Raw genomic sequence first — 24688 nt, forward strand, 5'->3', positions numbered from 1 at the left:
GCCTCATTCGGCAATGAACGCTGTGTAATAGCTGGCGTAAGCGACACCGTTGTAGACTTCGCCCTTCAGCTTCGGCGATTGCACGTAAATGCGCTGAACGATTTGCGTGCGCGGTATGAAGTATCCCTGTTCCAGCAGATATTTCTGCAGGCTGTCCAGAAGCGGCTTTCGGTCTTCGACGGAACCTGCGCCGGCGATTTTGTCGCGCAGATCGTTGAGCGTCGCATCGCGCTCATCGAGCGCAAACCAGTTCTCGCCATTGTTGGCGTTGGTCAGGATGCTGGCGACGGTGCCGGCGTCGATGAAGCTGCGCGTGACTTCATATGCGGGAACTGCGGCGCCGCCGAATTTGACCTTCTCGCCGTAGGTCACGACATCATAAGCCCTGATGTTGACCTTCCATCCGAGCCGGCCGAGCTGCTGGGCAATCAGCTCATCGACGGATTTCGAGGTTGCCAGATAAGGATTGGAATGGATCGTCAATTCCAGCGGCTTGCCGTCTTTCACCCGAACGCCGTCCGCGCCCTTGACCCATCCGGCTTCGTCCAGAAGCTTCTCCGATTTGTCCGGGTTATAGGCGAGGAGATCGCTGTGATCCGTAGCGCCGGGGACGTTGCTCTGGATGAACGACGTCGCAAGCTTCCAGTCCTGCGTATAGACGGTGTCGATGATTTCCTGACGGTTGATGCCTGCCTGGAGCGCCTGGCGCACCTTCACGTCATCATAGGGCTGTAGCTTGGTGTTGACCGCCCAGCCGTTGACGAAGCCGAGATAGCGCGGGGTCGCAACAGTGAAGCCTTCTTCCTTCAGCGATTTCAGTTCCTGGGGCGAAGCATTGTAGGCGACGTCCGCCTGACCGGACTGAACGGAAGCGACGCGGAGGGATGGCTCCGAAACCAGCTTGTAGGTGATGGTATCGAGATAGGCGGGTCCGGTATGGCCGACTGCGGCCGGACCCCAATTATAGTCCTTGCGCTTGACCAGAGTGACATGGTCGCCCTCTTTCCAGGACTCCACCACGTAAGGTCCGCTGCCGGCGGTCTTGCTGAGGTCTGCCTGCTGGCCGGCAGGCTGGGCGATGCTCTTGGGAGAGATCAGGATGGAGCCGTGATAGCCAAGGGTTGGAATAAATCCGAGCGTGGGCTTCTTGAAGAATACCTTGACCGTCGTGGCATCGACCGCCTCGGCGTGATCGTAGGTCTTGGGGAAGAGGCCGATCGGGTTGATCCCCTCGCTCTTGCGGCCGGCATACCAGATGTCGAGATTGGCGACGACGGCCTTCGCATCAAGCGGTTCGCCATCCGAGAAAGTCACGCCGCTCTTTAAGTGAAGGGTGAATTCCGTTGCGGTGTCGTTCTGCTCCCAGCGTTCGGCGATCCATGGGCTGACTTTACCTTCCGCATCGACGTAAAGCAGCTTGTCCGTCACATGCCCCCAGATGTGGCCCTGGAAACTGGAGATGGCGCTGTTGTTGGGGATCCACGTGTCGCCCAGTGAATCGATCAGAAATGTGATGTCACCGCCATCGCGCGGCGTATCCGCAGCCACTGCGCTCAGAGGTGCCGCTGTCGATAAAAACAGCGAGGCGGAGACTGCCAGAGAGGCCGTGAAAAGCAGCCGGCGACGCGACAGGGAGAATGAGAAAGAACGTCTTGTCATGATATGATCCTGAAAAATTCAAAGTTTTTTCATTGCAATTTCGGCATCTCCTGCGGACGCACATGCGGCCGCCGTCATTGGCAGCAGGCATGTCAAACCGTTGCCGCGTCGGCCTTTCAGCCGAGCGGGAGAATGCTTGAATTCATTGGGCAGTCGGGTTGGGCGTCGCGAGGGTTAGCGAGCGGCTCGTGGGAGTTCGCTTGGCTGAGGAGCGCGCCCGCTTCTACATATTCCAGTCATGACGCGGTCCCTCGTTGCGTGTTTATCTTGCCCATAAACTAGCAGCCGGGCGTGAGGGAGAAAGACTGGTTATTCTTTTTCTATCGATTTAGTGAATTATTTTATCGCCATTTTGCCGACTGTTTGGATTGGCGTTTCAGACGCCCTTGAATTGCCGTCTCGCTCCGGTGGTTGATGGTGGCCTGGCGACGAAGACGCTTTGTCACGCGGCGCAAATGTCATGGCTTTGAAAACCCTGACGGGCGGCAAGTCGCCGGTGAAAAGCTCGATCTCCACCTTGGCGATCTGGCCGGTCGAACCCTGCGACAGTTTCGAGGTGCCGATGTCGCGGGTCAGGATATTGGGATTGCCATGGATGCAGATGGAATTGTCCACTGCGGCATCCTGTGGCTCGAACCATGCGCCGGTGGCAAGCTGCATCACGCCCGGCATGACGTCTTCGCTGACGACGGCGCCAGCGAGACAGCTGCCGCGCGCATTAAAAAGCCTGACGACGTCGCCGTCAGATATTCCACGAGCCGAAGCGTCGGCCGGATGGATGCGGACAGGTTCCCGATCCCTGATCTTGGTCGAACGGCTGAAATCGCCGTAGTCCAGCTGGCTGTGCAGACGTTGATATGGCTGATTGCAGACGAGATGCAGGGGATGGAGGCGGGCATCATCGGGCGTCTCCATTCTTGGCGGATACCAGCGCGGATGACCTTTGCAGTCATCATATTCGAAGCTCTCGACAGTCTCTGAAAAGATTTCGATCTTTCCTGACGGCGTCGCCAGCGGCTTCGTTCCGGGGTCCTGAAGGAAAGCGCGCGCCGGGCCACCGTCGTCTGGCTTGACTGGAAGGAGAAGCTCTCCCCGCTTCCAGAAGGTTTCAAAGTCCGGTGCGTCGTGGCCGCCCGCCGCAAGCGCCTGGCGGGTCGTTTCGTACAGGAAGGCGAGCCATTCTCCGCTGCTGCGGTTTTCGGTAAAGGCATCGAACCTGCCAAATTCCCGCGCAATCCCGGCGAATATCTCATAATCGTCGCGTGCTTCGCCGACGGGGTCGATCAGCCGCTTCATGGCGATCATCAGGGGATCGCGATCGGCGGCACCGATGTCGTCACGCTCAAGCGTGGTCGTGGCGGGCAGCACGATGTCGGCGTGTCGCGCGGTGGAGGTCCAGGCGGATTCGTGGACGATGATCGTTTCGGGACGCCGGAAAGCGGCTCGCAGCCGGTTGATATCCTGATGATGGTGAAATGGATTGCCGCCCGCCCAATAGACAAGCCGGATATCGGGATAACGAAGCGCGTGCCCGTTGTAGTGGAACTCGGTACCGGGATTGAGCAGCATATCGGCGATGCGTGCACAGGGAATATAGTCCGGCACGGGGTTTTTGAATTGCTGGAGCGTTGGCAAGGGAACGGCGAGCAAGTTCTTGCCGATATTGCCCAACGCGCCGAGGGAATAGGAAAATCCGCCGCCGTCCAATCCGATCTGGCCGAGCATGGCGGCAAGGACGATGCCCATCCACACCGGCTGTTCGCCATAATCGGCTCGCTGAAGCGAGTGACTGACCGTGATCAGGGTTCTCGAACCGGCCATCCTGCGCGCCAGCTTGCGGATCGTCTCCGGGGCGATGTTGCAGATCGCGGCCGCCCATTCCGGGCTTTTGTGCTGGCCGTCCTCCCTGCCAAGAAGATAGTTTTCGAACCGGTCATATCCAACCGTATAACGCTCCAGAAATGTCCGGTCGTGCAGTCCTTCCGTGACGAGGACGTGCGCAAGCCCGAGCATCATCGCCACGTCCGTACCGGGAATAATAGGAAGCCACTCGGCACCCGCATCAGCGGGAAAATCGTCTGCCAGGGGGCTGACGAATGTGAAATGCGCACCGCGAGCGCTCGCGCCGGCCAGTTTCTGTCGAATGGTGTGCGTGCTGATCCCTCCGCCGTGGACATCGGCATTCTTGATCGCCATCCCACCGAAGGCAAGCACCAGCTCGCTGCTGCGTTCGATCGCATCCCAGGTCACGCTCTTGCGGTCGAAGCTGTCATACGGTCCAAGCACATGGGGAATTATGACCATGGCGGCGCCGGAACTATAGGTGTTGACGGACCGGACATATCCGCCAAGGACATTCAAGAAGCGGTGAATCTGGCTTTGTGCGTGATGAAACCGGCCGGCGCTCGACCAGCCATAAGAGCCGCCGAATACCGCGCTTGGACCATGACGGTCATAGACCCGTCTCAGCTCATCCGCGACCAGCTTCGTCGCTTCGGCCCAGCTGACTTCGACGTAATCGTCAGCGCCGCGTCGCTGCGCGTGGCCGGTCTCGCGTTCGAGCCAGCCCCGCCGAACGGCAGGCCGTTTGATGCGAACGGGGCTGCCGGCAATCGCCGGAAGATTGCCCAGCAGCGGTGACGGATGCGGGTCACCGGGATGGGGCTCGATTTCCAGTCGCCCATTTGCAAGTCGCCCGGAGAATGCCCCCCAGTGGGAACTGTGAGTTTTGAAGGAATTCATCGCATGGCCTCACGATCATCGACTGCAAAGTGGCAATTCTAGTTCGGCAGGATTTTCCCCGGATTCATGATGCCGGCAGGATCGACCGCATGTTTGATGAGCGCCATCAGATCGACCGCGTCGCCATGTTCCTCGCGCAGATAAGCGATCTTCCCGGTGCCGACGCCGTGTTCGCCGGTCGAGGTGCCGCCGACAGACAGCGCATATCGCACCATCTTCTTGTTAATGGCCGCCACTTCGCTGAGCTCTTCCCCACTGCCGGGATCGACCGCGAAGACGACATGATAATTGCCGTCGCCGACATGGCCGAGGATAGCCGCCGGTACGCTGCAATCCTTTAGAAGTTCGCGGGTCTTCAATATGCAGTTGCTGAGCTGCGAGACCGGAACACAGACATCCGATGACCAGCCTTTGGCGTTTGGCCTCTGCGATACGACGGCATAAAACGCATTATGCCTCGCTTTCCAGAGACGGTTGCGCTCTTCGGGCGCATTGGCCCACTCGAAATCCTTGCCGCCATGTTCCTCCACGATGGCAGATACCATGTCGACCTGCTCCTGAACGCCGGCGGGCGAGCCATGAAACTCGAAAGCCAACGTATCCTCGATCTTCAGGTCCAACCCGGAATAGGCGTTGACGGCCCTGATCAGGCCACGGTCCATAAGCTCCATGCGGGCGACCGGGATGCCAAGCTGCACGACCTGAATGGCAGCCGCCACCGCCTGTTCGACGCTTTCGAAAGAGCAGAGTGCGGCCGAGATGGTTTCCGGAATTCCGTAGAGACGCAGCGTTACTTCGGTGATGATCCCCAGCGTTCCTTCCGAGCCCACGAACAGCCGCGTCAGGTCATATCCGGCGGAAGATTTTCTGGCGCGGCCGCCGGTCCTGATGATCTGACCGGTCGGCAGCACCACGGTCAGCCCGAGCACGTTTTCCCGCATGGTTCCGTAGCGGACGGCATTTGTGCCCGAAGCGCGGGTTGCGGCCATGCCGCCAATCGAGGCGTTCGCGCCGGGATCGATGGGAAAGAACAATCCCATGTCGCGCAGATATGTGTTCAACTGCTCCCGCGTAACACCGGCCTCAACCGTGCAATCCAGATCGTCAATGCTGATACGGGCTATCTTCGACATGCGCGAAAGGTCGATCGAGACCCCGCCATTGACAGCCGTCAAATGTCCCTCAAGCGAAGTGCCGGCGCCGAAAGCGATGACGGGCACCCCTTCCGCCGCACATAGCCGCACGATCTCGGATACCTCGGACGTGGTTTCAGCGAAAGCGACCGCATCGGGAAACACGGCTGCGTGATGCGCTTCGCCGCGCCCATGCTGCTCGCGCAGTGTCAGTAACGTTGAAAGACGTTCCCCGAGGAGGTTCCGCAGCGATTGGATGAGAGGAGATGAGAGGTCAGGCATAAGAAAATTCCATGGGAATCTGCATTGAAGGCGAAGCGCTTTGCCCGGCAGATCGCCAGGACTGTCTCCGCCTTCTGGCGGCGATATCAGGCGGCGAGCTTTTCTCCGCTGAGATGACGCTCGAGGAACGGAAGGCTGTCCTGCCCCCAGTAGAGTTCATCCTGATAGCGATAGGTCGGCACCCCGAACACACCGGCTGTCCTGGCCGCTTCGAAGCTGGCCTTTTGCAATGCCGCAACCGCATCGCTTTGGCCGTGCTCATCGAGGGCTGCAGCATCAAAGCCTGTGGCCGTTGCAATCGCCCGGCGGACGTCCGCCTTGCCAATGTCTTCCCCGCGAACCCAGAAGGCTTCCTGAAGCGCAGCTGCCAGCTTCAGCCAGTCCTCGCCCGTTTCTATCGCCGCGGCAACCATCAGGCCGGCCGGTGAGGGATCCGAGAGAGCGGCGCGATTGTCGAAATTCAGCACTTTTCCGCGCAATGCCGCCCAGCGCTTCAAATCGCTGATCCAGTATGCGCGTCTGGCCTCCGGCCGGTTTCGCGAATAAATGCCGCCATTTTCCTCGATCAGCGAAATGACATGGGGGCGGATCGTGGCGCCCTGTTCTTTCGCCAGCGCAGCAAACGGTTCAAGACCGATGAAGGCCCAGGGTGAGCCGATGCTGAAAAAATAATCGATCGTCTTTGTCATTGTCTGCTGCTTTCAGTTGGGTTGATCGGTGGAGGCGGCCGTGTCGAAGACGGAGAGCGCACAGTCACGCGCAATCAGCACCGCTTTGGGATCGCGCCCGACGGCGACGGTCGCTAAGGCCCCTTCGTAGAGGAGCGAAAGATGGGCGGCGGCAATCTCCACGGTGCTGCCGGCTCTTGCCAGAACAGCGGCAAACACGTCCCTGACCTTCGCCTTATGGGCACGCGCAACGACCACGACGCGCTCGGATTCGCCATGTTCCGCAACCGCAAGAGCGAAGGCGCAGCCGCGAAAATCCGGGCTGTCGGCCTTTTCGTGGAGTTGCTCGAAGATCAACCGGATCTGCTCCTTAGGAGCCATGTCCGCATCCAGCACTTTCTGAAGCGAATAGATCACGCGCTCATGACGTGCTTCCAGATAGGCCGCAACGAGGTGATCCTTCGACGGGAAATGCCGGTAGAGCGTCGCCTTCGCAACATTCGCTTCTTCGATGATCCGATCTATGCCGACAGCCCGGATGCCCTCGCGATAGAAGAGCGTGCCAGCGGCGGCGAGGATATGGTCTGATATGGCTTCTCGCATTATCGTTTCACACTGTCGTTTGATAAATCGCACTGCTATGGGCCGCCGGTCATGAAGAAGCGGCGGGATTGGCATGCGCCGCCCGGTCCGGGGCGGCGAGGAGAGACGTGATCGCATCGAGTGGCAGCGGCTTTGAAAACCCGCCCTGATGCGCCAGTTTTCCGGCAAGCGTTTGAACGGCTTCGTTATAGGGCGTCGGAACATTGTGAATCCGGCCCAGCAGAACGATTTCGCCGTTGAGGAAATCCACTTCGCTCGAGGCTCCGCGCCTGAAACTCTGCCAGGTCGATTGCTGGCCCGGATGGATTCCGCTGTTCGGCGCAACCCGCCAGTTCGAAATGTCGACGGTTCGCTCGGAGGGCGAGGCAAGGGTGTAGCCTGCCGAGTCCAGCACATGGCGGGCCTCATCCACCAGAGCGGCGCTGATCCTGTCGTTCAGATCGGCCGGACCGTCGAAAAGTTCGAGGACGTTGCGAACGTTGTGAAGGAGCTTTGCTGCTTTCCAGCGGCGGATATCGTCGCTCGCCTCGGCAAGATATCCTGCGCTGTTCAGGTCCGCCGCGACCTGCGCGGTCACGTCATCCTGTCCAAGCGGAAAGCGCCCGACTGTCACGATGCCCAATTGCGGCTCGCCGCCCACCACCACCTTGCCGGTTTCGGTGAACCGCGCCGGTGTCAGAATGCTTGCACCATAGACCCGGGCAAATGTTCTCAGGGCATTCGCTTCTGTCGCCAGTCCGTTTTGAAAAGTCACGATAGGCAGGTTTGCCGCTGCCGGTGTCGCCGTGTTCGAGACACTTTGCCAGGACCAGAAGGCGAGCGCGCTTACGGCATCCTGAGCTTTCACCGTGAGCAGGAGGATATCGTCCGGCGTCAATTCCGGAAGATCCGTCAGGTCGAAAACCTTCAGATCGATCTGCCGCGTCTCCGCCGGGCGCTGGAAGGTGAGGCCATGCTGCCTGATATGGCTTATCTGGGCGCCCCGTCCGAAAAGCGCATAGTCAATGCCGGAAAGCGCGAATTGTGCTGCAAGGCTCGCGCCCACCGCGCCGGCGCCAATGATAACGTAACGTGGCATCTGTCGTTTTTCGTCCTGTCTTTTACGCTCCGGATTTTCCAGAGGATTTCGGTTATTGACTGGTTCGGCGGTCTGTGCGGGCGGCGATTGAGGACGGTGGCGGGATGCGGTTCAGAAGCAGTCTGGAACGGATCGTAAGGCCTTCGAGCGGTATAAAGGAAGACCGGTCATTCTATATCTACTAATTTTATAGAAAATCAGTTCCCGAAATCGGCGATTTCGGGAGAGATTGCGCTGCCCCTGGCCGGGCGCTTCGCATTGCCGAGCCGGAGACGCCTCTGCGTTCAATACCGTCAGCCGCAACGGAGTTTATTTGATGCCGAAACCGAGGCGACGCAATGTCTGGCTCAGTTCCGCGCGGCCCTTCAGCGCGGCGGCGTTCTCCACACGCTGGGCGATGGGCGCCGTCCAGCCGTTTTGCGGCAGGCCCTGTTTTTCCTGAAACACCTTCAAGACTTCATCGTAAGAATTGAGATCGTCGCGTGTCGGTTCCGAATAGGTTTCATGAAACAGAATGGATGATTGCGACAGGCGCGGTTTGACATCGGTTTTCACCGCCGGGTCGGGATAGCCGACCGTCAGGCCAAAGACGGCAACCGTCTCGGGGGGAAGGTTCAGTTCGCGCGACACGTCCTCCGGTCTGTTGCGGATACCGCCCACATAGCAGGAGCCAAGACCGAGTGAATCAATTGCGGCAACAGCATTCTGCGCTGCCAGCGCCGCATCGATGGCGCCGATCAGGAAGCTTTCCAGATAATCCAGCCCTTCGCCCTTGTTGCCCTGGTTTGAAGCGACCGTGCGCAGCCGCTTCAGGTCGATAAGCCAGATGAGGAAAACAGGTGCATCCTTTATATGCGCATTGCCGCCCGTGAAGCCCGCCAGACGTGCCTTGCGCTCCTTGTTCTGAACCGCCACCACGCTCCACGCCTGAAGATTGGACGATGTGGGTGCAGATTGTGCGGCTGCGACCAGAAGTTCCAGGCTGCCCTGCGGCAGAGCTTTCGGCAGATAGGCGCGGGCGGTGCGGTGGTTCAGCAAGGCGTCGATGGTGTCGTTCCAGAAAGGCGGAGAAAAATCGGCCTGCGTTCCATAGCGGGCTTCAACACGCTGCTGCGGTATTTCCAGTTTGGTAATCGGACTGGTCAGGGTCATCGCTAAGAAACTCCGTAATGCTGGTGATGGACCGCAGGGCCCATGGCGGGGATTGGAAAGCCTGTGAGGTGTATCATTTGATATGCTTCACCGACCCATCTGCCGAGCAATGTCCTGCTCAATCTCGATTTTTCAGTGAAACAACATTTCCACGGGAATTCAAAACGAAACGCCAGTGCGATTTCCTCCTCATTCGTCATCGGCCGCAGGGAAGCAACGAGGATTTGGGTCAAATGGATGATTCGGAACAAATTTTGGCGCGTGTTTGCATGCGTTCTGAAATAAAATTCTGCAAGAAATGTTTTCTTTGGCGGCAAAGAAGAATTTTCTTCTTATGGAAACCCTGATTTGCCCTGATGCTTTTGTCATCGAAACGACGTTTTCAAACGGGGATTTTCATGACGATAGGACGCCGCCAGTTTAACAGGATGCTTCTTCTGGCAACGGCAGGAACGGCCCTGCCGGGGTCTCTATTCGCGACGAATGGTGACGCGGGCCGGCCCGTCTCCGGCGGTACGCTCAGGCTGCTCTATCGTGTCGATCCCGGCAACGCGCTTTTCGCCATCAACACCTCATCGGGGACCGGACAGGCAATCGGCCCGAAGATCGTTGAAGGACTTCTGACATTCGATTTCGACCTCAAGCCGCAGCCGCTGCTGGCGACGGAATGGTCCGTTTCGGATGACCATCTTCGTTACACGTTCAAACTTCGCCCGAATGTGAAATGGCACGATGGTCGGGATTTCACCTCGGAAGACGTCGCGTTTTCGATTTTCCGCCTGAAGGAAGCCCATCCGCGCGGCCGTATCACCTATCAGAACGTCGAGGCGGTGGAGACGCCGGATCCCCTGACCGCCATTATCGTGCTGTCCAAACCGGCGCCATTTCTGATCGCCGCGCAATCGAGTTCGGAATCGCCGATCGTGCCGAAGCATATTTTCGAAAAGCTGAAGCCAGCCGATGGCCAGACATTGCAGACCGCGATTGGCACCGGCCCTTTCAGGTTGACGGAGTGGACGCCGGGCAGCCATCTGATCTTCGAACGAAATCCCGACTATTGGGATGCCGGCAAACCTTATCTCGATCGCATCATTCTGCGCATCATCACCGATCCGGCCGCGCGGGCGGTGGCGCTGGAAACGGGAGAAGTGGATATTGGCGACAACCCGGTGCCGCTGGCGGATCTCGAGCGATTGAAGCAGAACCCCGATCTCGTTCTGGATACGAACACCTATGCTTATGCGGGCCCGCAGCAGCAGCTGTTTTTCAATTACGATAATGAAATTTTCCGCAAGAAAGACGCCCGCCTGGCCATTGCGAAGGCGATTAATCTCGATGAAATCGTCAATGTGGCGCTCTTCGGTTATGCGCAGATTTCGCCGAGCCCGGTCAGCACCGCCCTGCCGAACTGGTATGATGCGTCCGTCAAGGCCCATGCCTATGATCCCCGGGAAGCGGAAAGATTGCTCGATGCGGCGGGATATCCCCGCAAAGACGACGGCAAGCGTTTTCCGGTGCGGTTGACCTATAATTCCTATCTGACGCCCGGCTTTGCCGATGTCCTTCGCAGCCAGCTTGAAAAGATCGGCATCGCCGTCGAAATCCGCAAATACGACCTGCCGACCTATCTGAAGACGGTCTATACGGACCGCGCCTTTGATCTGGTGGTGGAGTCCCTTTCCAACACCTTCGATCCGTCGCTCGGCATCCAGCGGGCCTACTGGAGCAAGAATTTCAAGATCGGGCTGCCCTTTTCCAACGCGGCCAACTACGCCAATCCGGAGGCGGATGCGCTTCTGGAGGCGGCGGCGATCGAGCCCGATCCGAAAAAGCGCTGGGTGACCTGGAGCAGGTTCCAGCATCTCATCCATGACGACGTGGCCTCCGTCGATCTTGTGGCGGCGGGAAGCCAGATCGTGGCGCACAGGCGCGTGCGGAACTACGTCACCGGCGCGCAGGGGCTGAACTGGAGTTTCGGCGATCTATGGCTCGATCCGACCGCTTGAAACCCGATGTGAAAAACCAGAATTTGTCAGGAGGATATGCAATGTCCGTACATGCCGTAACCAAAGACCGTCTCATCGAGTGGCTGACAGATGGCAGGGAACTTGCCGTTCTCGACATTCGCCCCGCAGACGAAGTGGGGTATGCTTCTCCATTGTTTGCGACCAACCTTCCAGCCGAAAGGCTGGATGCGGAAATCGACCGCTTCATTCCGCGTCCCGTCGTGCGGACCGTTCTGGTGGACGATGGCAAGGGAAGCGCGGAGCAGGCGGCGGAACGGCTGGCCGCCAGAGGCTGGAGCGATATTCACTTTCTGCGCGGTGGAATTCCGGCATGGATCGACGGCGGCATCGACGCCCTGCCGACATTCGATATTCCCGGCGTTCCTTTCGTTCAGAAGGTCCGGGGTGAAAAGAACACACCCGTGGTTTTCGCCCGTGAACTGAAGGCGTGGCAGGAAGCCGGCGAAGATGTTGTCGTCATCGACACCCGCACCATAGCGGAATATGAAAAGGCGCATGTGCCGGGCGCCATCGGCGTACCCGGTGCCGAGCTTCTGCTGCGGTTTTCCGACCTCGTGCCATCACCCAAAACACGGGTTGTCGTCGCCTGCGCGGGCCTTCCCCGCGCGATCCTCGGCGCGCAGACCTTGATCGATGCCGGTGTTGAAAACGATGTCAGCTATTTGCACGATGGCACGCGCGGCTGGACCGATGACGGGTTTGAGCTGGAAACGGGGCGCTCGCATACATATCCGTCCGTCAGCGACGACGCGAAAAATATCGCGAAGACGCGTCTGGAGGCATTTTCCCGCGATGACGGGCTGCAGTTCGTCGATCGCACCACGGCCGAGACATGGCTGCGGGACACGGCGCGAACGACCTATTTTCTCGACGTGAGAACACCGGAAGAATTCGCGGCCTCCCACCTTAAAGGTTCGATTTCTTCGGAAGGCGGCCAGCTTCTCGGTGTCGCCTATCGTACCATTGCCGTGCGCGGCGCACGGGTCATTCTGGTGGATGACCTGCTGGGCGCCCGCGCGAGGGTCGTTGCCCATTGGCTGAAACGCCGGGGCTTTGAAATCGCTCTTCACCTGCACGACTTCGAGCAGGGTGCCGAGGCGGCAGCCGCATAGGTTTTCCTGAAGGCTACCGTCACTTTCATGTCTTCGATTACCGCCGCGCCTATCCCGTTTCATGAAGAGCCGATCTGAGCTTTCGGCAGGCGCGGCGATGAGATTGTGAGGGGCAGTGCTGTTGCGACCACCGGCACGATCAATGCGGACCATGCTGCCCCGTAGCCAAGATGATCGACCAGAAGGCCGAATATATAGGGGCCGATTGCCATGACACCCAGGCAGATCGTGGAAGCGAAGGCAATCGTAGACGCTATCGAACCTTTCGGTGCGCTTTCGGCGATCTGCAGAAGATAAAGCGGAAACCACCCGATCCCGAACATTCCCAGCACGACAAGCACGACGAGGATAATAGGTGCCGGAACGCCGATGGGCAGAGCCGCGAGGATTGCGGCAGCGCCTGCGGCAATGACGGATACCAGGCCGAAGGATTGCGTGCGAAGGCCGGGTCGGAAACGGTCGCTGAGCCATGGCAACAAAATCCGGCCAGGAATGCCCGCAAGCTGCGTTGCGGCAAACATGGACGATGCGGCGAAGAGGCCAAGCCCCAATCCATCCGCCATGAAGCCTATGACGTGTGCGGTGAGGGTGAATTGAAATGCCGACATGGCGATACCAAGCCGCAATACGGGCCAGAAGCTCGGATTCTGCCCGACCTCGCGGGCGAGTTTTGTCAGGGGAAGCGGGCGCTCGGTTTTTGCGGCCACATCGCCTCCCTCGCGATAGAGACCCCAGAAGAGTGTGGCGCCCATGACGGAAACACCGGCGCAGAGCCATGCTGCCGCATGCCATCCATAACGAACCGCCATGAACGGGAGGAGGGCGGCCGCGATCATCGTTCCGAAAGGAACCGCGGCCTGCCGAAACCCTGTCGCTATGCCGCGTTTGGCAGGCGGGAACCAGCGCATGATCGCCCGCGTGCCGCCCGGTTGGACAGCGGCATAGGTGCCGCCCAGAAACGCGATGCACAAAAGCAGCGCGGGCAGGCTGTTTGCTAATGCCGCCGCGCAGGCCATCGCAAGCGCCATGCCGAGCATGGCAATGCCGACGATGCGGCGCTCACCGTGAATATCGATGGCGCGGCCGAGCGTGAACATCGTCACGATCTGCACACCGTTCATGACCGTCACAGCCAGTGATGCGGATGCGAGGGAGATGCCGAATGCTTCCCGCCAGAAGGGCACGAGGATGTAAATCCCCTGCGATACGAACGAGCCGGCGGTTTGCGTTGCGACGGCGACGGCAAGGACTGCCCAGATCCGGCGGTCGGCGGCTGGCGTGGGCGAGGTCGAGGAAATCTGTGAAGACACGAAAAGCTCCTATCGAGAGTTTTCGTGCAATAGCGCTCGCGAGGACCCGATAGAATTAGGGGCTTGCGCATTTCAGCGATAACAGCTTGTTATGCTAAACATGCGCTCATTGGATCCCGAGGCCGTCGAGGCTTTTCTTCTCGTTGCCGAATTGCAGTCGTTCACACGGGTTGCAGGCGTGATGAACACGTCACAGGCCGCGATATCGCTGCGCCTGCGCCGGCTTGAGGACATGTTGGGGCATCGCCTCGTCGAACGGACGCCGCGCCGCGTGCGTTTGACGGCCGCCGGCGAACGTTTTCTGGAGCCCGCGCGGGCTTATGTCGCGGCCGGTCGTCGTGCGCTGGATGTCTTTGGGCAGGAGCCGACCCGCCTCGCGATCGGTTTCACGCATCATTTGATCGGGGCCGATTTGCCTCGGATACTCCGGGTGATCAGCGAGCGTGAGACGAGCGTTACGCTTCATCTGCGCACGGCCGGCACCAGGACGCTGCTTGAGCTCTACGATGCCGGCGCGCTCGATGCGATCGTCGTGTTGCGGCATGACGATATCCGACGCGATGGCGAGTTGCTGTTTCAGGAAAGCTTCGGCTGGTACTGCAGCGCGGATTTCGATCTGCCTTCGAACCTGCCGGTGCCGCTGGTGCTTCAACCGGAGCCCTGCAATTTGCGAGCCATGGCTCTTCGGGCGCTGGAGGCGGCGGACATCGCCTGGCGTGAGGTGTTCGTCGGAACCGGTGCAACGGCGGTGGGAGCGGCTGCCGAAGCCGGGATCGGCGTCGCACTGCTGGCGCGAAGTGTGGCGCCTGCCGGTCTGCGGGAGGTGAGGGACGGCCTGCTCCCACAGCTTTCAAAACTGGACGTGGTGATGATTTCCGCGGTTACCGGCGATCACGCGAACGCCGTGCTGCGACGGATCACGCGGGCATTTCAGTCCCCTCGAATTTGAATTGCCTATTTTCGAATTTCATCTTCGACCGTGATTGAATCTCATTGGTAACCTTACTAACATGTTAGATACATGCATTGGAGGTTCGCTCATTGGTAGAGAAAAAGAAGAAGGATGGTCGTAGCCTGAGAAATGCGGAGGGGCACGTCAATCAGAGAGACCGCGCCTATTCCAGTTTCACGGAGCACCTTCTTTCCCGCCAGCTTCGCCCCGGACAATTTGTTTCGCAACGGCAATTGGTTGAGCTTACCCAGTTGCCGCTTGCGGCGATCCGTGAGCTGATCCCGCGCCTTGAGGCCGAAGGGCTGCTGGTGACGGTTCCGCAGCGTGGTATGCAGATTGCCCAGGTCGATCTCAATCTGGTGCAGGATGCATTTCAGGTCAGGCTGTTTCTGGAAAAGGAGGCGGTCCAGATATTCGCGAGGCTGGTTAGCGATGAGACGCTGGAGGCCATTCGGCAGGAACATCTGGATATCATCGATGCCTGCAATGCCGAGCCGGACGCCAATCACGTCTCCAGAGCCCTTGTGGACAGGGCGCAGGAACTGGATTCCCGATTTCATCACGGCATGATCGATTCCCTGCAGAACTCAATCCTCACCAATATCTACCGTGTGAACGCCATAAAAATCAGGCTGATCCGCCAGGCACATACGCAGCTCAATCCTCCGCTCGTCCTGCCCACGATGTACGATCACCTGAACCTTCTCGATGCGATTGCCTCACGCGATCCGGCCGCTGCCGCCGCCGCGATGGAGCAGCACATTCACAATGCCAAAAACCGCGCGATCGCACGGTAGCCGCCCTTCTGGCGGGCCTTTCGGGCTGTTTCCCTATGCTTGGGGCAGCCACGCCAGAGCGTGACGTCCAATGAAACCGCTGCCGAATGCATAAGGGTGCCGTAGGTGGAATGTCACTATAAATCAAGGTAACATGTTAGCTATTGCGGCAGTGAGATTTTCCTGTTAGCTTCCGCCTGTCTTGAGGGAGGAGATGCGGTCGCGCAACAAATCCGCGCCGACCGGGAGGGAGAGGTATGCGCCCGCATTCTCATCCGGGGGCGATACGTCATTGAGGAAAATAACCGAGATTTGGGAGGATATGATTGACATGAAATTTTTCAGGAACAGTCTGGCGGCCGCGTCAAAACTGGCAGCCCTTGCATCATGCGTCGTTTTTACCGGTTCGATTGCGGGAGCCGCCGATTTCAACTGGCGTTCACAGGAAGGCCAGACAATAAATGTTCTGTTCACGAACCATCCCTGGCCGAATGCCATCAAGGATATGACCAGTGAATTCACGGAAAAGACCGGCATCAAGGTTCGCGTCGAGATTCTCAACGAAGACCCGATCCGCGCGCGTCTGTCGACGCTCATGCAGGCCAGGTCATCCGATGTCGATGCCTTCATTTCGCTGAAAATCCGTGAGGGCGCGGTCTACAACAAGGCTGGCTGGTATGCCGATCTCAACCCGTTGCTGAAGGATGCGAGCCTGACGTCGCCGGATTTCAATTTCGAGGATTTTGGCGAGGGGCTGCGCAAGAACGAGATTTTTGATGGCAAGCTGACCGGCGTGCCGATCAATGTCGAAGGTCCGCTGTTCTACTGGCGCAAGGATATTTTCGCCAAGTGCAACGTTCCTGAACCGCAATATCTCGAAGATATTCCCGCCGCCGCAAAAACAATTTCGGAATGCGACAAGTCGGTCAACGCCTGGACGGCGCGCGGCGTGCGCAATGCGATACCCTATCCGATGGCGTCTTTCGTCTTCAATCTTGGCGGCGACTTCAAATCCGCGGACAAGACCAAGCCGGGCCTGTGCCAGGAAAAGACCATAGCCGGCCTGCAGATGTATGGCGATCTTCTGAAAACCTATGGCGCCGTCGGTGCTTCCAACCATTCTTTCCCGCAGGTCGTCGAGCTTCTCGGTCAGGGCAAGGTCGCCATGACGCATGAGTCCTCCAACGAATTCTCCAATATCGTCAAATTCCCCGGCCGCGCTGAAGATCTTGCCATCAAGGTGCTGCCGCCCGGCAAGGAAACCGGCATTTCCAAGCCCGTCGCCTTCGGCTGGGGTCTGTCGATGTCGAATTTCTCCAAACGCAAGGAGGCCACCTGGCTGTTCATGCAATGGGCGACGTCGCCGGAGATCGAGGCCCGTCTCATTCAGGCCGGTGTCGCGCCGCCACGCAGTTCGGTCTTTGACGGTGCGGATATGAAAAAATTCACCGACGAATTGCCGATCCGCAAGAGCTGGGCCGACGCCATCAGGCAGATCAGCAAAACCGGCACCGGCGACTACGCATCGCCGACCGACAAGGTGCCGCAGACCCGCGAGATCATCGGCAAGGTGGTTCAGGATTACCTGCTCGGCAACAATACGATCAAGGATGGCGCCTGCGAGGCGGACAAGGCCCTGTTCGCCCTGCAATAATTCGCCGGCTCTGGGAATTCCTCCCGGGAAATCCGGTTCCGTGCTGCAAAGTCCGGAGCCGGATCCCCGACGGGAAATATTGCTCTCCCCAATCGTTGCACAGGCCGCCGGTCAGTTTCACGGCGTGCGGTCTGGCGCGGCTTGGGCCACGCAATTGCAGACACAAATATCATTTTCATGAGGGATCCCCGTGTGATGACCGCTCCGATGCCTTCCCGCATCTCCGGCCCCGGCCAGACCGTTCTTTCCTTTCGCTGGATGATGGCGCCCGCCGTGGCATTCGTCGGCTTGATGATCGTTTTCCCCATTCTTTATGCGATCTGGATTTCGCTGCGCGAAAACTCGCTCGGCATGGACGACCGTTTCGTCGGTCTTGCGAATTATCTCGAGCTGCTTTCCGACGGGGAATTTCACAATGCCTTCATTCTGACATGGGTGCTTTATGGACTCGCGCTCGCCATGCAGATGGTGATCGGCACCTGGCTCGGTTTCACCCTCAACAGGGTGCGTAGCGCGCGCAATCTCGTTCGCACGGTGGCTGTCATGCCCTTCATGATGCCGCCGGTGGTCGTGGGCATGATGGCGATCGTCATTCTCGATCCGGCCGTCGGCGTCGCGAACTGGCTGCTCGGGCAGGTGGGAATCGGCCCGAGCCTCTGGCTCGCCGATCCCAAGTGGGTCCTTCTGACGGTTGCCACCGTCGACACCTGGCAATGGTCGCCGCTGATCGGACTTCTGGTTCTGGGCGGCCTTCAGTCCCTGCCGACGAAGGTGTTCGAGGCGGCGGAGATCGATGGCGTGATCGGCTGGAAGAGGCTCGTTCACATCACCCTGCCGTTGCTTGCACCGACGCTCCTGTCCGCCGCGATCCTGCGGTCGGTCGACCTGCTGCGTTTCTTCGACGTGATCTACATCACCACGCGCGGGGGGCCGGGCAATGCGTCGACCACGCTCAATATCTATGCCTACCAGCAGGGCTTCGAGTTTTCCCGTTTCGGCTACGCTTCGGCCGGCATGATCACGCTCGCGGCCGTCGTCATGGTCACCGTCGTCGCCTTTTCCCGGCTGCGACAGGCCGTCACCTGGTAAATCGAGGAGGAATTTTCATGCACGAACACGAGGCATATCAGCCTTCCCTTGCCGAAAGACTGCGCGGCGGCCTCAGCACCGCCATTCTCGTCATCGCCGCGATCACCCCGATCCTCTGGATGATCCTGTCGTCCTTCAAGGATCGTTACGAGGTGACGAAGCTGCCGCCGAGCCTCTTTTTCACGCCCACGCTGGACAATTACCGGCAGCTTTTCGAGCGCACGGAATTTCTTTCCAATACGCTGAATTCGCTCATCGTTTCGACGGGCGCGACATTGCTCGGCATCCTGCTCGCATTTCCGGCGGCCTTTGCCGTCTCCTGGCATCGCACCACATGGCCTGCGACACTGGCGCTGTTTTCGCGCATGGCGCCGGGCACGCTGTTCCTGCTGCCCTGGTTCATCATCTTTTCCGAACTCGGGCTTGTCGGTTCCTACACGGTGTTGATCCTGACCCATGCCGTCATCGCCATGCCGGTCGCCCTGTGGACGATGCTGCCCTATTTCGACGCCATGCCGCGTGAACTGGTGGAAGCCGCCCAGATGGACGGTTGCCGTCCGCTGTCGGTGCTCTGGCGCATCGTTCTTCCGGTGGTCATGCCCGGCGTGGTGGTGTCATCCATTCTCTGCTTCATCTTCACCTGGAACTATTTCCTGTTCGCTCTGGCGCTCTCCGGCTTCGACACCAAGACCGCCATCGTCGCGTCGTTCAATTTCATCGGCGAGGGCGTCACCAACTGGGGCGCGCTGATGGCCGCCGCAACCATGATCGCTCTTCCGCCGCTCATTCTTACCCTGCTCGTCCAGCGCCGCCTTGTCGCGGGCCTGTCCGCAGGGGCAGTCAAAGGATAATTCCATGGCCACTCTTTCCATTCAGAACGTCGTCAAGGCTTACGGCGCGCACCGTGTCATCCATGGCCTCTCCTTTGATATTGTCGATGGCGAATTCATTGTCTTCGTCGGTCCTTCCGGCTGCGGAAAATCGACGCTGCTGCGCATGATTGCCGGCCTGGAGAATTTTCAGGAGGGTTCGATCTCCATTGACGGAACGGTCGTCAACAGGCTTCGTCCGTGGGAGCGGGATGTGGCGATGGTGTTTCAGGAATATGCGCTTTATCCGCATATGACCGTGGAAAAGAACATCGGCTTTGCCCTGCGGATGAACGGTGTGCCGGAGGCGCAGGTGAAGCAGCGCGTCGAAGACGTGTCGCGCACCCTGCAGCTTACCCATCTGCTGAAGCGACGCCCGCGCGAACTTTCCGGTGGCCAGCGCCAGCGTGTGGCGATGGGGCGCGCCATGGTGCGCGGACCGAAGGTTTTTCTCTTCGATGAGCCGCTCTCCAATCTCGACGCCCAGCTGCGTGTCGATCTGCGTGCGGAAATCAAGCAGCTCCACCAGCGGCTCGGCAGCACCATGATCTATGTCACCCACGATCAGGTGGAAGCCATGACCATGGCCGACCGTATCGTCGTGCTGAAGGACGGTCACATTCAGCAGATCGGTGCGCCGCAGGAGCTTTACCGCAACCCGAGAACCCGCTTCGTCGCCGGTTTTATCGGTGCGCCGGCCATGAATTTCCTGCCCGTGCAGCTTTCGAAGGGTGTTGCGACCCTGCCGGATGGCACGCGCATCCCCGTTTCGGTCGAACGCCGGGACTACGAAGGTGCAGCGGAACTCGGCGTGCGGCCAGAACATCTTTCGCTGGATTCGGCCCATCGGGCCTCGTCGTCCGCCACGATTTCCGGTCCCGTTCAACTGATCGAACCATTGGGGGCCGACACGCTCGCCTTGCTGGATATTGCCGGCAACCGGCTGAATTGCCGCCTGCCGGGCGATATGGCGCCTGCGCCGGGCGAAATCCTGACCATGAGTTTCGATCCCGATCGCTGCGTTCTGTTCGATCAGGCCGGTGCACGTATTTAATTCCGATTTTCCGAGAGACACTGCAATGAGCAAGACCGTACTGGTAACGGCAACGAATTATTCCCGCTATTGCGCGGACGCCAAGGCGATGCTGGAGGCGGAAGGTATCGACGTCGTTGAAAACGGCTTCGGGCGGCCGATGACATTTGACGAATTATCGGCAAGACTTGGCGATGTCGATGCCGTTATCGCCGGTGTCGACACCTGGAACGACCGTGTTTTTGATCTTGCCCCGCGACTGAAGGCGATTGCGCGTTTTGGTGTCGGTGTCGATAATATCGATATCGATGCGGCCCACCGGCATGGCATCGCGGTGACGAATGCGCCGGGCGGCAATGCCAATGCGGTGGCCGAACTGACGCTCGGGCTGATCCTTTCGGCAATGCGCCGGATACCCTATCTGCACGATGCCTTGCGCGGTGGCGCATGGGACCGTTTCGTCGGGCAGGAACTGATCGGCCGCCGCGTCGGTCTCCTCGGTTTCGGTAACATCGCCCGCAAGATCGCGCGCAAACTCTCCGGTTTCGATGTGGAGGTGATCGCTTACGACAAGTTTCCCGACCAGGCTGCCGCAACGAAGCTTGGTGTGCGGATGTGCGAGATGGATGAGGTGCTTTCGTCTTCCGACATTCTCGTGATGATGATGCCGAGCCTGCCGGAGACACGCCGTCTCATGGATGCCGGCCGTTTTGCCCGGATGAAGCCCGGCTCGATTTTCATAAACACGGCGCGCGGCGCCCTTGTGGATGAGAAGGCGCTTTACGACGCCATCGTCAGCGGCCATCTTCAGGCAGCGGCGATCGATGTTTATGAGATGGAGCCTGCCTTGCCCGATAATCCGCTCTTCACCCTGCCGCAGATCGTCACAACGCCGCATACGGCGGCGGAAACCTATGAAACCTACACGTCTATCGGCCGGATTACCGCCGAGGCCGTGATCGATGTGCTCGCGAACCGCCAGCCACGCAACCAGCTCTGATCCACGCCGGCAAGGCTTCCGCATCGGAATGCCGGAACCACATATGTTTGACAGGACGAAAACAATGACCAAGCGTATCGAAGGCATCATTCCCGTGATGATTACCCCCTTCAGGGGCGGCAAGATAGATTTCGAGGGTGTCGCCAATCTCGTGGAATGGTACATCGCCAATGGATCGGACGCGCTGTTTGCCGTTTGCCAGTCTTCTGAGATGATGTTCCTCACCCTTGAGGAGCGCGTGGAACTGGCTGCTTTTGTTAAGAGGGCCGCAGCCGGCCGCATTCCCGTCATCGCTTCAGGCCATATCAGCGAGGCGCTTGAAGATCAGCAGAAAGAGCTCAATGCCATCGCGCAGACGGGTGTAGACGGCATGGTGCTTGTCACCAACCGGCTGGATGCCCGGCAGGAGGGCGGCTCGAAGTTTCTCGACGATCTCGGCTGGCTCCTCGAGCGTCTGCCTTCCGATCTGCCGCTTGGTCTCTACGAATGCCCGGCGCCCTATCGCCGTCTCATGACCGATGCTGAAATTTCCTTCTGCGCCAATAGCGGTCGTTTCGTTATCCTCAAGGATGTCTCCTGTGATCTTGAAACGGTCAAGCGGCGTTTAGCGCTCACCGCGAATACGCCGCTTGCCATCGTCAACGCCAATGCGGCGATTGCATTCGACGCCATGAAAGCGGGATCGCGCGGTTTCACCGGGGTCTTCACCAATTTCCATCCCGATCTCTACAAATGGCTGCTGACGGAGGCCGGCCGGCAACCGGAACTGGCTGACGAGCTGTCGGTCTATCTGGCGCTCGCCGCCATGGCGGAGCCTATGGGCTATCCCAAACTGGCGAAGCTCTATCACCAGCGCCTCGGCACCATAAGCGACATCGAAAGCCGTGCGGTGACGTTCGATATTCAGGAGCGTTTCTGGGCGATAGAGGCTCTTCTGGACAAGATCATGCAGGGCACGGAGGAATTCCGGCGACGCATATCCAGATAGCGGGTTCCCCTGTCATCAACGGGCAGACAAATGGGGAAAACAGTTCTGGCGGCCATGGCATGTCATGTCATGCCCAGCCTTTCAGCGCCCGCCCGGAATAATAGCTGGGCGTGGTGGCGCGGTAGATCGGTATGCTGGCGGCGCCCAGATGAGGCAAGTCGCTCATGATCGATTTGCGTATTTCCGGCGGCTCGACGAAAAAATCCTCGCCGAGTATTTCCAGAGAACCGATACGCCGCACGATATGTTCGAGAATCCAGTCCGGCAGCGATCCACCGAAAATAATGGCTGCCGGATCCATCGTGCGGGCGACCGTCAATGAAAGCAGACGAAGCTGATCCGTTGCCCGCTCCAGCCAGGACACCATGGCAGGATGGTCGGCATAACTTTCATCAATGTCCTTCAGGCGTCGAATGCCGATGCCTTGAGCAGCCAGAGTGTCGCACAGGTCCTGTCCCGAGGGGCGGGGATGGGACTTCGGAAACAGTCCGCCGAACTCGCCGGCATTGCCATTTGTGCCGCGATAGAGATGGCGCTGCACCACCAGGGCGCCACCGATGCCATATGTCAGCCAGATCATCGCGAAATTGCGGATATTGCGGCCTGCACCGTAATAGAGTTCGGAAAGAATGACGGTATTGCCGTCATTTTCGTGAAAGACCGGGAAATCGAAATAGGGCTGGAAGTCCTTCTCGACGTCGATGTCGCGCCAGCTTTCGAACTGCTTGATGCGAAAGACATGGCCGCGATCCCGCTTGAAATGGCCGGGAAAGCTGATGCCGCAGCCCAGCACATCTTTCTTTCTTATCTTTGCTTTTTCAAGCACTTGCCGGGCGGCGGCCTCGGCCATCTCCATAATATGCTCGAAACTGTGCCCTTCCAGTTCCGATCTGATTTCCTGCCTTATCGTGCCATTGAGATCGGCCACGCAGACACGCAGATCGTCTGGATTGAAGTAGACCCCCAGCGTGAAAAGCCCGTTCGGGTTGATTTCGATGGCGGTGGACGGTTTCCCCCGTTTGCCGTCATTGCGGGCCTCCTCCGCTTCGACGATGAGGCCGGATTCCAGGAGATTGGCCGTCAGGCGGGTAAGGGTCGGTGCGGAAACATCCATCTCCCGCGCCAGCTCGATACGCGACATGCCTCCCTTGCCGCGCAAAATCTCGAGCAGACGCCGCTCATTGTAGCCGAGATCGATCAAACAAGTCTCCCCGCGAGAAGTTACGCCGGATGATTAGCGCAAATTGTGCGATTGTACACCTCGTTTTGCCGGAAAACCTGCCGCCGAGAGCGGGCGGCTGAGAGCGAAAATCATAAAGAATTGTGTTTTTTCAATCGGATATTTTATTTTCGCATTCAAAATAAATTCCGGCTTGACTAATTAATTTACGTAAAGAAAATAAATAATAGACAGCGGGTGGCGACAGGCAAAATCAAAAAGAAATCATGTCGCAAGGCCGGTCTGTCAGGGAACAAAAAAACGGAGCCCCCTTATGCGTAAATCATGCACTATTTTCGCGCGCCTTTTTGCCGGCGCCACTTTCCTTGCCAGCGCGGCTTTCGCTCATGCCGAAGGTACCGTCGTGGTCTATTCCGCCGCCCCGCAGCAGCTTATGGACGAGTTGCTGCCCATGTTCGAAAAGAAAACCGGCACCAAGGTCGAGCTTGTCAAAGCCGGGTCCGGTGAGCTGATGAACCGCATCAAGGCGGAGAGCGGCAAGGCGGCGGGCGATGTGATCTGGAGCGTCGACGGAACGGTTATCGATTTCTCCGCTGACCTTTTCGAGCCATACAAGCCGGTTGAGGCTGCGTCGATCAACCCAGTCTTTTCACCGAGCGCGAACTGGGTGCCTTTCACGGCTGTCGTCACGGCCTTTATCGTCAATAAGGAGGCCCTGAAAGGCGCTCCCGTTCCGACGTCCTGGGCCGATCTCGCAAAGCCGGAATATAAGGGCCTGATTTCGTCGGCCCGCGCCGATCAGTCCGGCTCGGCCTATATTCAGATGGCAACGGTATTGCAGGATTTCGACAGCGAGGAAAAAGGCTGGGAAATTTATACCGGCATTCTCGGCAACTCGGTTCTTTCCACGTCTTCAGGCGCGGTGCCGCGTTTCGTCAACGATGGCGAACAGGCCGTTGGCATTACGCTGGAGGATGCCGCGCTCCGCTACAAGCTCGGCAGCGCGCCGGTCGAAATCGTTTATCCGAAAGAGGGTACGGCAATCGCGCCTGACGGCATGGCGCTCGTGAAGGGAGCGCCGAATGCCGGCAATGGCAAGGCCTTCATCGATTTCATCGTCTCCAAGGAAGCGCAGGAAATCGTGGTGAAGGCGGGTCGTCGCTCGGTTCGAACCGATGTCCCCGCCAATCCGGCACTCGTTCCGCTTTCCGATGTTCCAGACGCGAAATACGATTTCAAATGGGCTGCGGACAACCGCGCGCGCCTGATGGAAAAGTGGAACGAGACATTGCTCGACGTTCAGTAAGATAATTGCCGGGGACGGCGCAGAAGCGACCGTCCCCCTTTTATCCCATTCACAATTCGCTTTCGTTTTGTCCAG

At 58.9% G+C, this 24688-nt stretch carries 21 protein-coding genes; 12 read left to right on the top strand and 9 right to left on the bottom strand.

Going from position 1 to position 24688, the window contains the following annotated elements; all coding sequences use genetic code 11:
* Positions 1-3 precede the first annotated feature (3 nt).
* The 7 genes from CFBP4996_RS22395 to CFBP4996_RS22425 all read right to left on the bottom strand — a co-directional run bounded on the left by CFBP4996_RS22395 (position 4) and on the right by CFBP4996_RS22425 (position 9317).
* Positions 4-1659: an ABC transporter substrate-binding protein gene (locus CFBP4996_RS22395; protein ID WP_080853754.1), complete on the bottom strand. Its 1656-nt coding sequence runs from the start codon at positions 1657-1659 to the stop codon at positions 4-6.
* A gap of 336 nt (positions 1660-1995) precedes the next feature.
* Positions 1996-4401 carry a molybdopterin guanine dinucleotide-containing S/N-oxide reductase gene (locus CFBP4996_RS22400; protein WP_080853753.1) on the bottom strand — a complete coding sequence of 802 codons (2406 nt, stop codon included), beginning with the start codon at positions 4399-4401 and terminating at the stop codon, positions 1996-1998.
* A gap of 38 nt (positions 4402-4439) precedes the next feature.
* Complete coding sequence (locus CFBP4996_RS22405) at positions 4440-5816, bottom strand: FAD-binding oxidoreductase (protein WP_080853752.1); 1377 nt, start codon at positions 5814-5816, stop codon at positions 4440-4442.
* Between the two features lie 86 nt (positions 5817-5902).
* Positions 5903-6505: a 2-hydroxychromene-2-carboxylate isomerase gene (locus tag CFBP4996_RS22410; protein ID WP_080853751.1), complete on the bottom strand. Its 603-nt coding sequence runs from the start codon at positions 6503-6505 to the stop codon at positions 5903-5905.
* Positions 6506-6517: 12 nt separating this feature from the next.
* Positions 6518-7087, bottom strand: coding sequence for a TetR/AcrR family transcriptional regulator (locus tag CFBP4996_RS22415; protein WP_080820244.1), 570 nt, complete (start codon positions 7085-7087; stop codon positions 6518-6520).
* 49 nt (positions 7088-7136) lie between these two features.
* Entirely contained in the window at positions 7137-8165 is a 1029-nt protein-coding gene (locus tag CFBP4996_RS22420; RefSeq protein ID WP_080853750.1) for a ketopantoate reductase family protein, read from the bottom strand.
* 309 nt (positions 8166-8474) lie between these two features.
* On the bottom strand, positions 8475-9317 hold the full coding sequence (locus CFBP4996_RS22425) for an NADPH-dependent oxidoreductase (RefSeq protein WP_080853749.1): 843 nt from the start codon (positions 9315-9317) through the stop codon (positions 8475-8477).
* Between the two features lie 17 nt (positions 9318-9334).
* Here CFBP4996_RS22425 and CFBP4996_RS22430 point away from each other — a divergent pair, with 17 nt between their 5' ends.
* From CFBP4996_RS22430 to CFBP4996_RS22440, 3 genes are read left to right on the top strand one after another with little or no spacing between them, the layout of a single operon-like run.
* Positions 9335-9664 (top strand): hypothetical protein, encoded by a 330-nt coding sequence (locus tag CFBP4996_RS22430; RefSeq protein ID WP_137396297.1) that lies wholly within the window; start codon positions 9335-9337, stop codon positions 9662-9664.
* A gap of 51 nt (positions 9665-9715) precedes the next feature.
* On the top strand, positions 9716-11323 hold the full coding sequence (locus CFBP4996_RS22435; RefSeq protein ID WP_080854809.1) for an ABC transporter substrate-binding protein: 1608 nt from the start codon (positions 9716-9718) through the stop codon (positions 11321-11323).
* Between the two features lie 41 nt (positions 11324-11364).
* Positions 11365-12456 (top strand): rhodanese-like domain-containing protein, encoded by a 1092-nt coding sequence (locus CFBP4996_RS22440; RefSeq protein WP_080853748.1) that lies wholly within the window; start codon positions 11365-11367, stop codon positions 12454-12456.
* A gap of 59 nt (positions 12457-12515) precedes the next feature.
* Here CFBP4996_RS22440 and CFBP4996_RS22445 read toward each other — a convergent pair whose 3' ends face one another.
* The gene (locus tag CFBP4996_RS22445) at positions 12516-13766 is read right to left on the bottom strand and encodes an MFS transporter (RefSeq protein ID WP_080853747.1); all 1251 of its coding nucleotides are present in this window, start codon (positions 13764-13766) and stop codon (positions 12516-12518) included.
* Positions 13767-13857: 91 nt separating this feature from the next.
* Here CFBP4996_RS22445 and CFBP4996_RS22450 point away from each other — a divergent pair, with 91 nt between their 5' ends.
* The 8 genes from CFBP4996_RS22450 (at position 13858) to CFBP4996_RS22485 (ending at position 22127) form a co-directional block, all read left to right on the top strand.
* Positions 13858-14715: a LysR family transcriptional regulator gene (locus tag CFBP4996_RS22450; protein ID WP_080853746.1), complete on the top strand. Its 858-nt coding sequence runs from the start codon at positions 13858-13860 to the stop codon at positions 14713-14715.
* A gap of 92 nt (positions 14716-14807) precedes the next feature.
* Complete coding sequence (locus CFBP4996_RS22455) at positions 14808-15515, top strand: GntR family transcriptional regulator (protein ID WP_020812378.1); 708 nt, start codon at positions 14808-14810, stop codon at positions 15513-15515.
* Between the two features lie 310 nt (positions 15516-15825).
* Entirely contained in the window at positions 15826-17148 is a 1323-nt protein-coding gene (locus CFBP4996_RS22460; RefSeq protein ID WP_233283615.1) for an ABC transporter substrate-binding protein, read from the top strand.
* A 195-nt stretch (positions 17149-17343) separates the two neighbouring features.
* Complete coding sequence (locus tag CFBP4996_RS22465; protein ID WP_080853744.1) at positions 17344-18237, top strand: carbohydrate ABC transporter permease; 894 nt, start codon at positions 17344-17346, stop codon at positions 18235-18237.
* A 17-nt stretch (positions 18238-18254) separates the two neighbouring features.
* The gene (locus tag CFBP4996_RS22470; RefSeq protein WP_020812374.1) at positions 18255-19088 is read left to right on the top strand and encodes a carbohydrate ABC transporter permease; all 834 of its coding nucleotides are present in this window, start codon (positions 18255-18257) and stop codon (positions 19086-19088) included.
* Positions 19089-19092: 4 nt separating this feature from the next.
* A complete protein-coding gene (locus CFBP4996_RS22475) occupies positions 19093-20160 on the top strand; it encodes an ABC transporter ATP-binding protein (RefSeq protein ID WP_080853743.1) in 1068 nt (355 codons plus the stop codon).
* A 25-nt stretch (positions 20161-20185) separates the two neighbouring features.
* On the top strand, positions 20186-21139 hold the full coding sequence (locus CFBP4996_RS22480; protein WP_020812372.1) for a phosphoglycerate dehydrogenase: 954 nt from the start codon (positions 20186-20188) through the stop codon (positions 21137-21139).
* Positions 21140-21203: 64 nt separating this feature from the next.
* The gene (locus tag CFBP4996_RS22485; protein ID WP_080853742.1) at positions 21204-22127 is read left to right on the top strand and encodes a dihydrodipicolinate synthase family protein; all 924 of its coding nucleotides are present in this window, start codon (positions 21204-21206) and stop codon (positions 22125-22127) included.
* A 67-nt stretch (positions 22128-22194) separates the two neighbouring features.
* Here CFBP4996_RS22485 and CFBP4996_RS22490 read toward each other — a convergent pair whose 3' ends face one another.
* On the bottom strand, positions 22195-23328 hold the full coding sequence (locus CFBP4996_RS22490) for an ROK family transcriptional regulator (protein WP_080853741.1): 1134 nt from the start codon (positions 23326-23328) through the stop codon (positions 22195-22197).
* Between the two features lie 292 nt (positions 23329-23620).
* Here CFBP4996_RS22490 and CFBP4996_RS22495 point away from each other — a divergent pair, with 292 nt between their 5' ends.
* Positions 23621-24613 (top strand): ABC transporter substrate-binding protein, encoded by a 993-nt coding sequence (locus tag CFBP4996_RS22495; RefSeq protein WP_080853740.1) that lies wholly within the window; start codon positions 23621-23623, stop codon positions 24611-24613.
* Positions 24614-24688: the final 75 nt, after the last annotated feature.

The sequence above is a fragment of the Agrobacterium leguminum genome, assembly GCF_005144435.2.
GTDB classification, from domain to species: domain Bacteria; phylum Pseudomonadota; class Alphaproteobacteria; order Rhizobiales; family Rhizobiaceae; genus Agrobacterium; species Agrobacterium leguminum.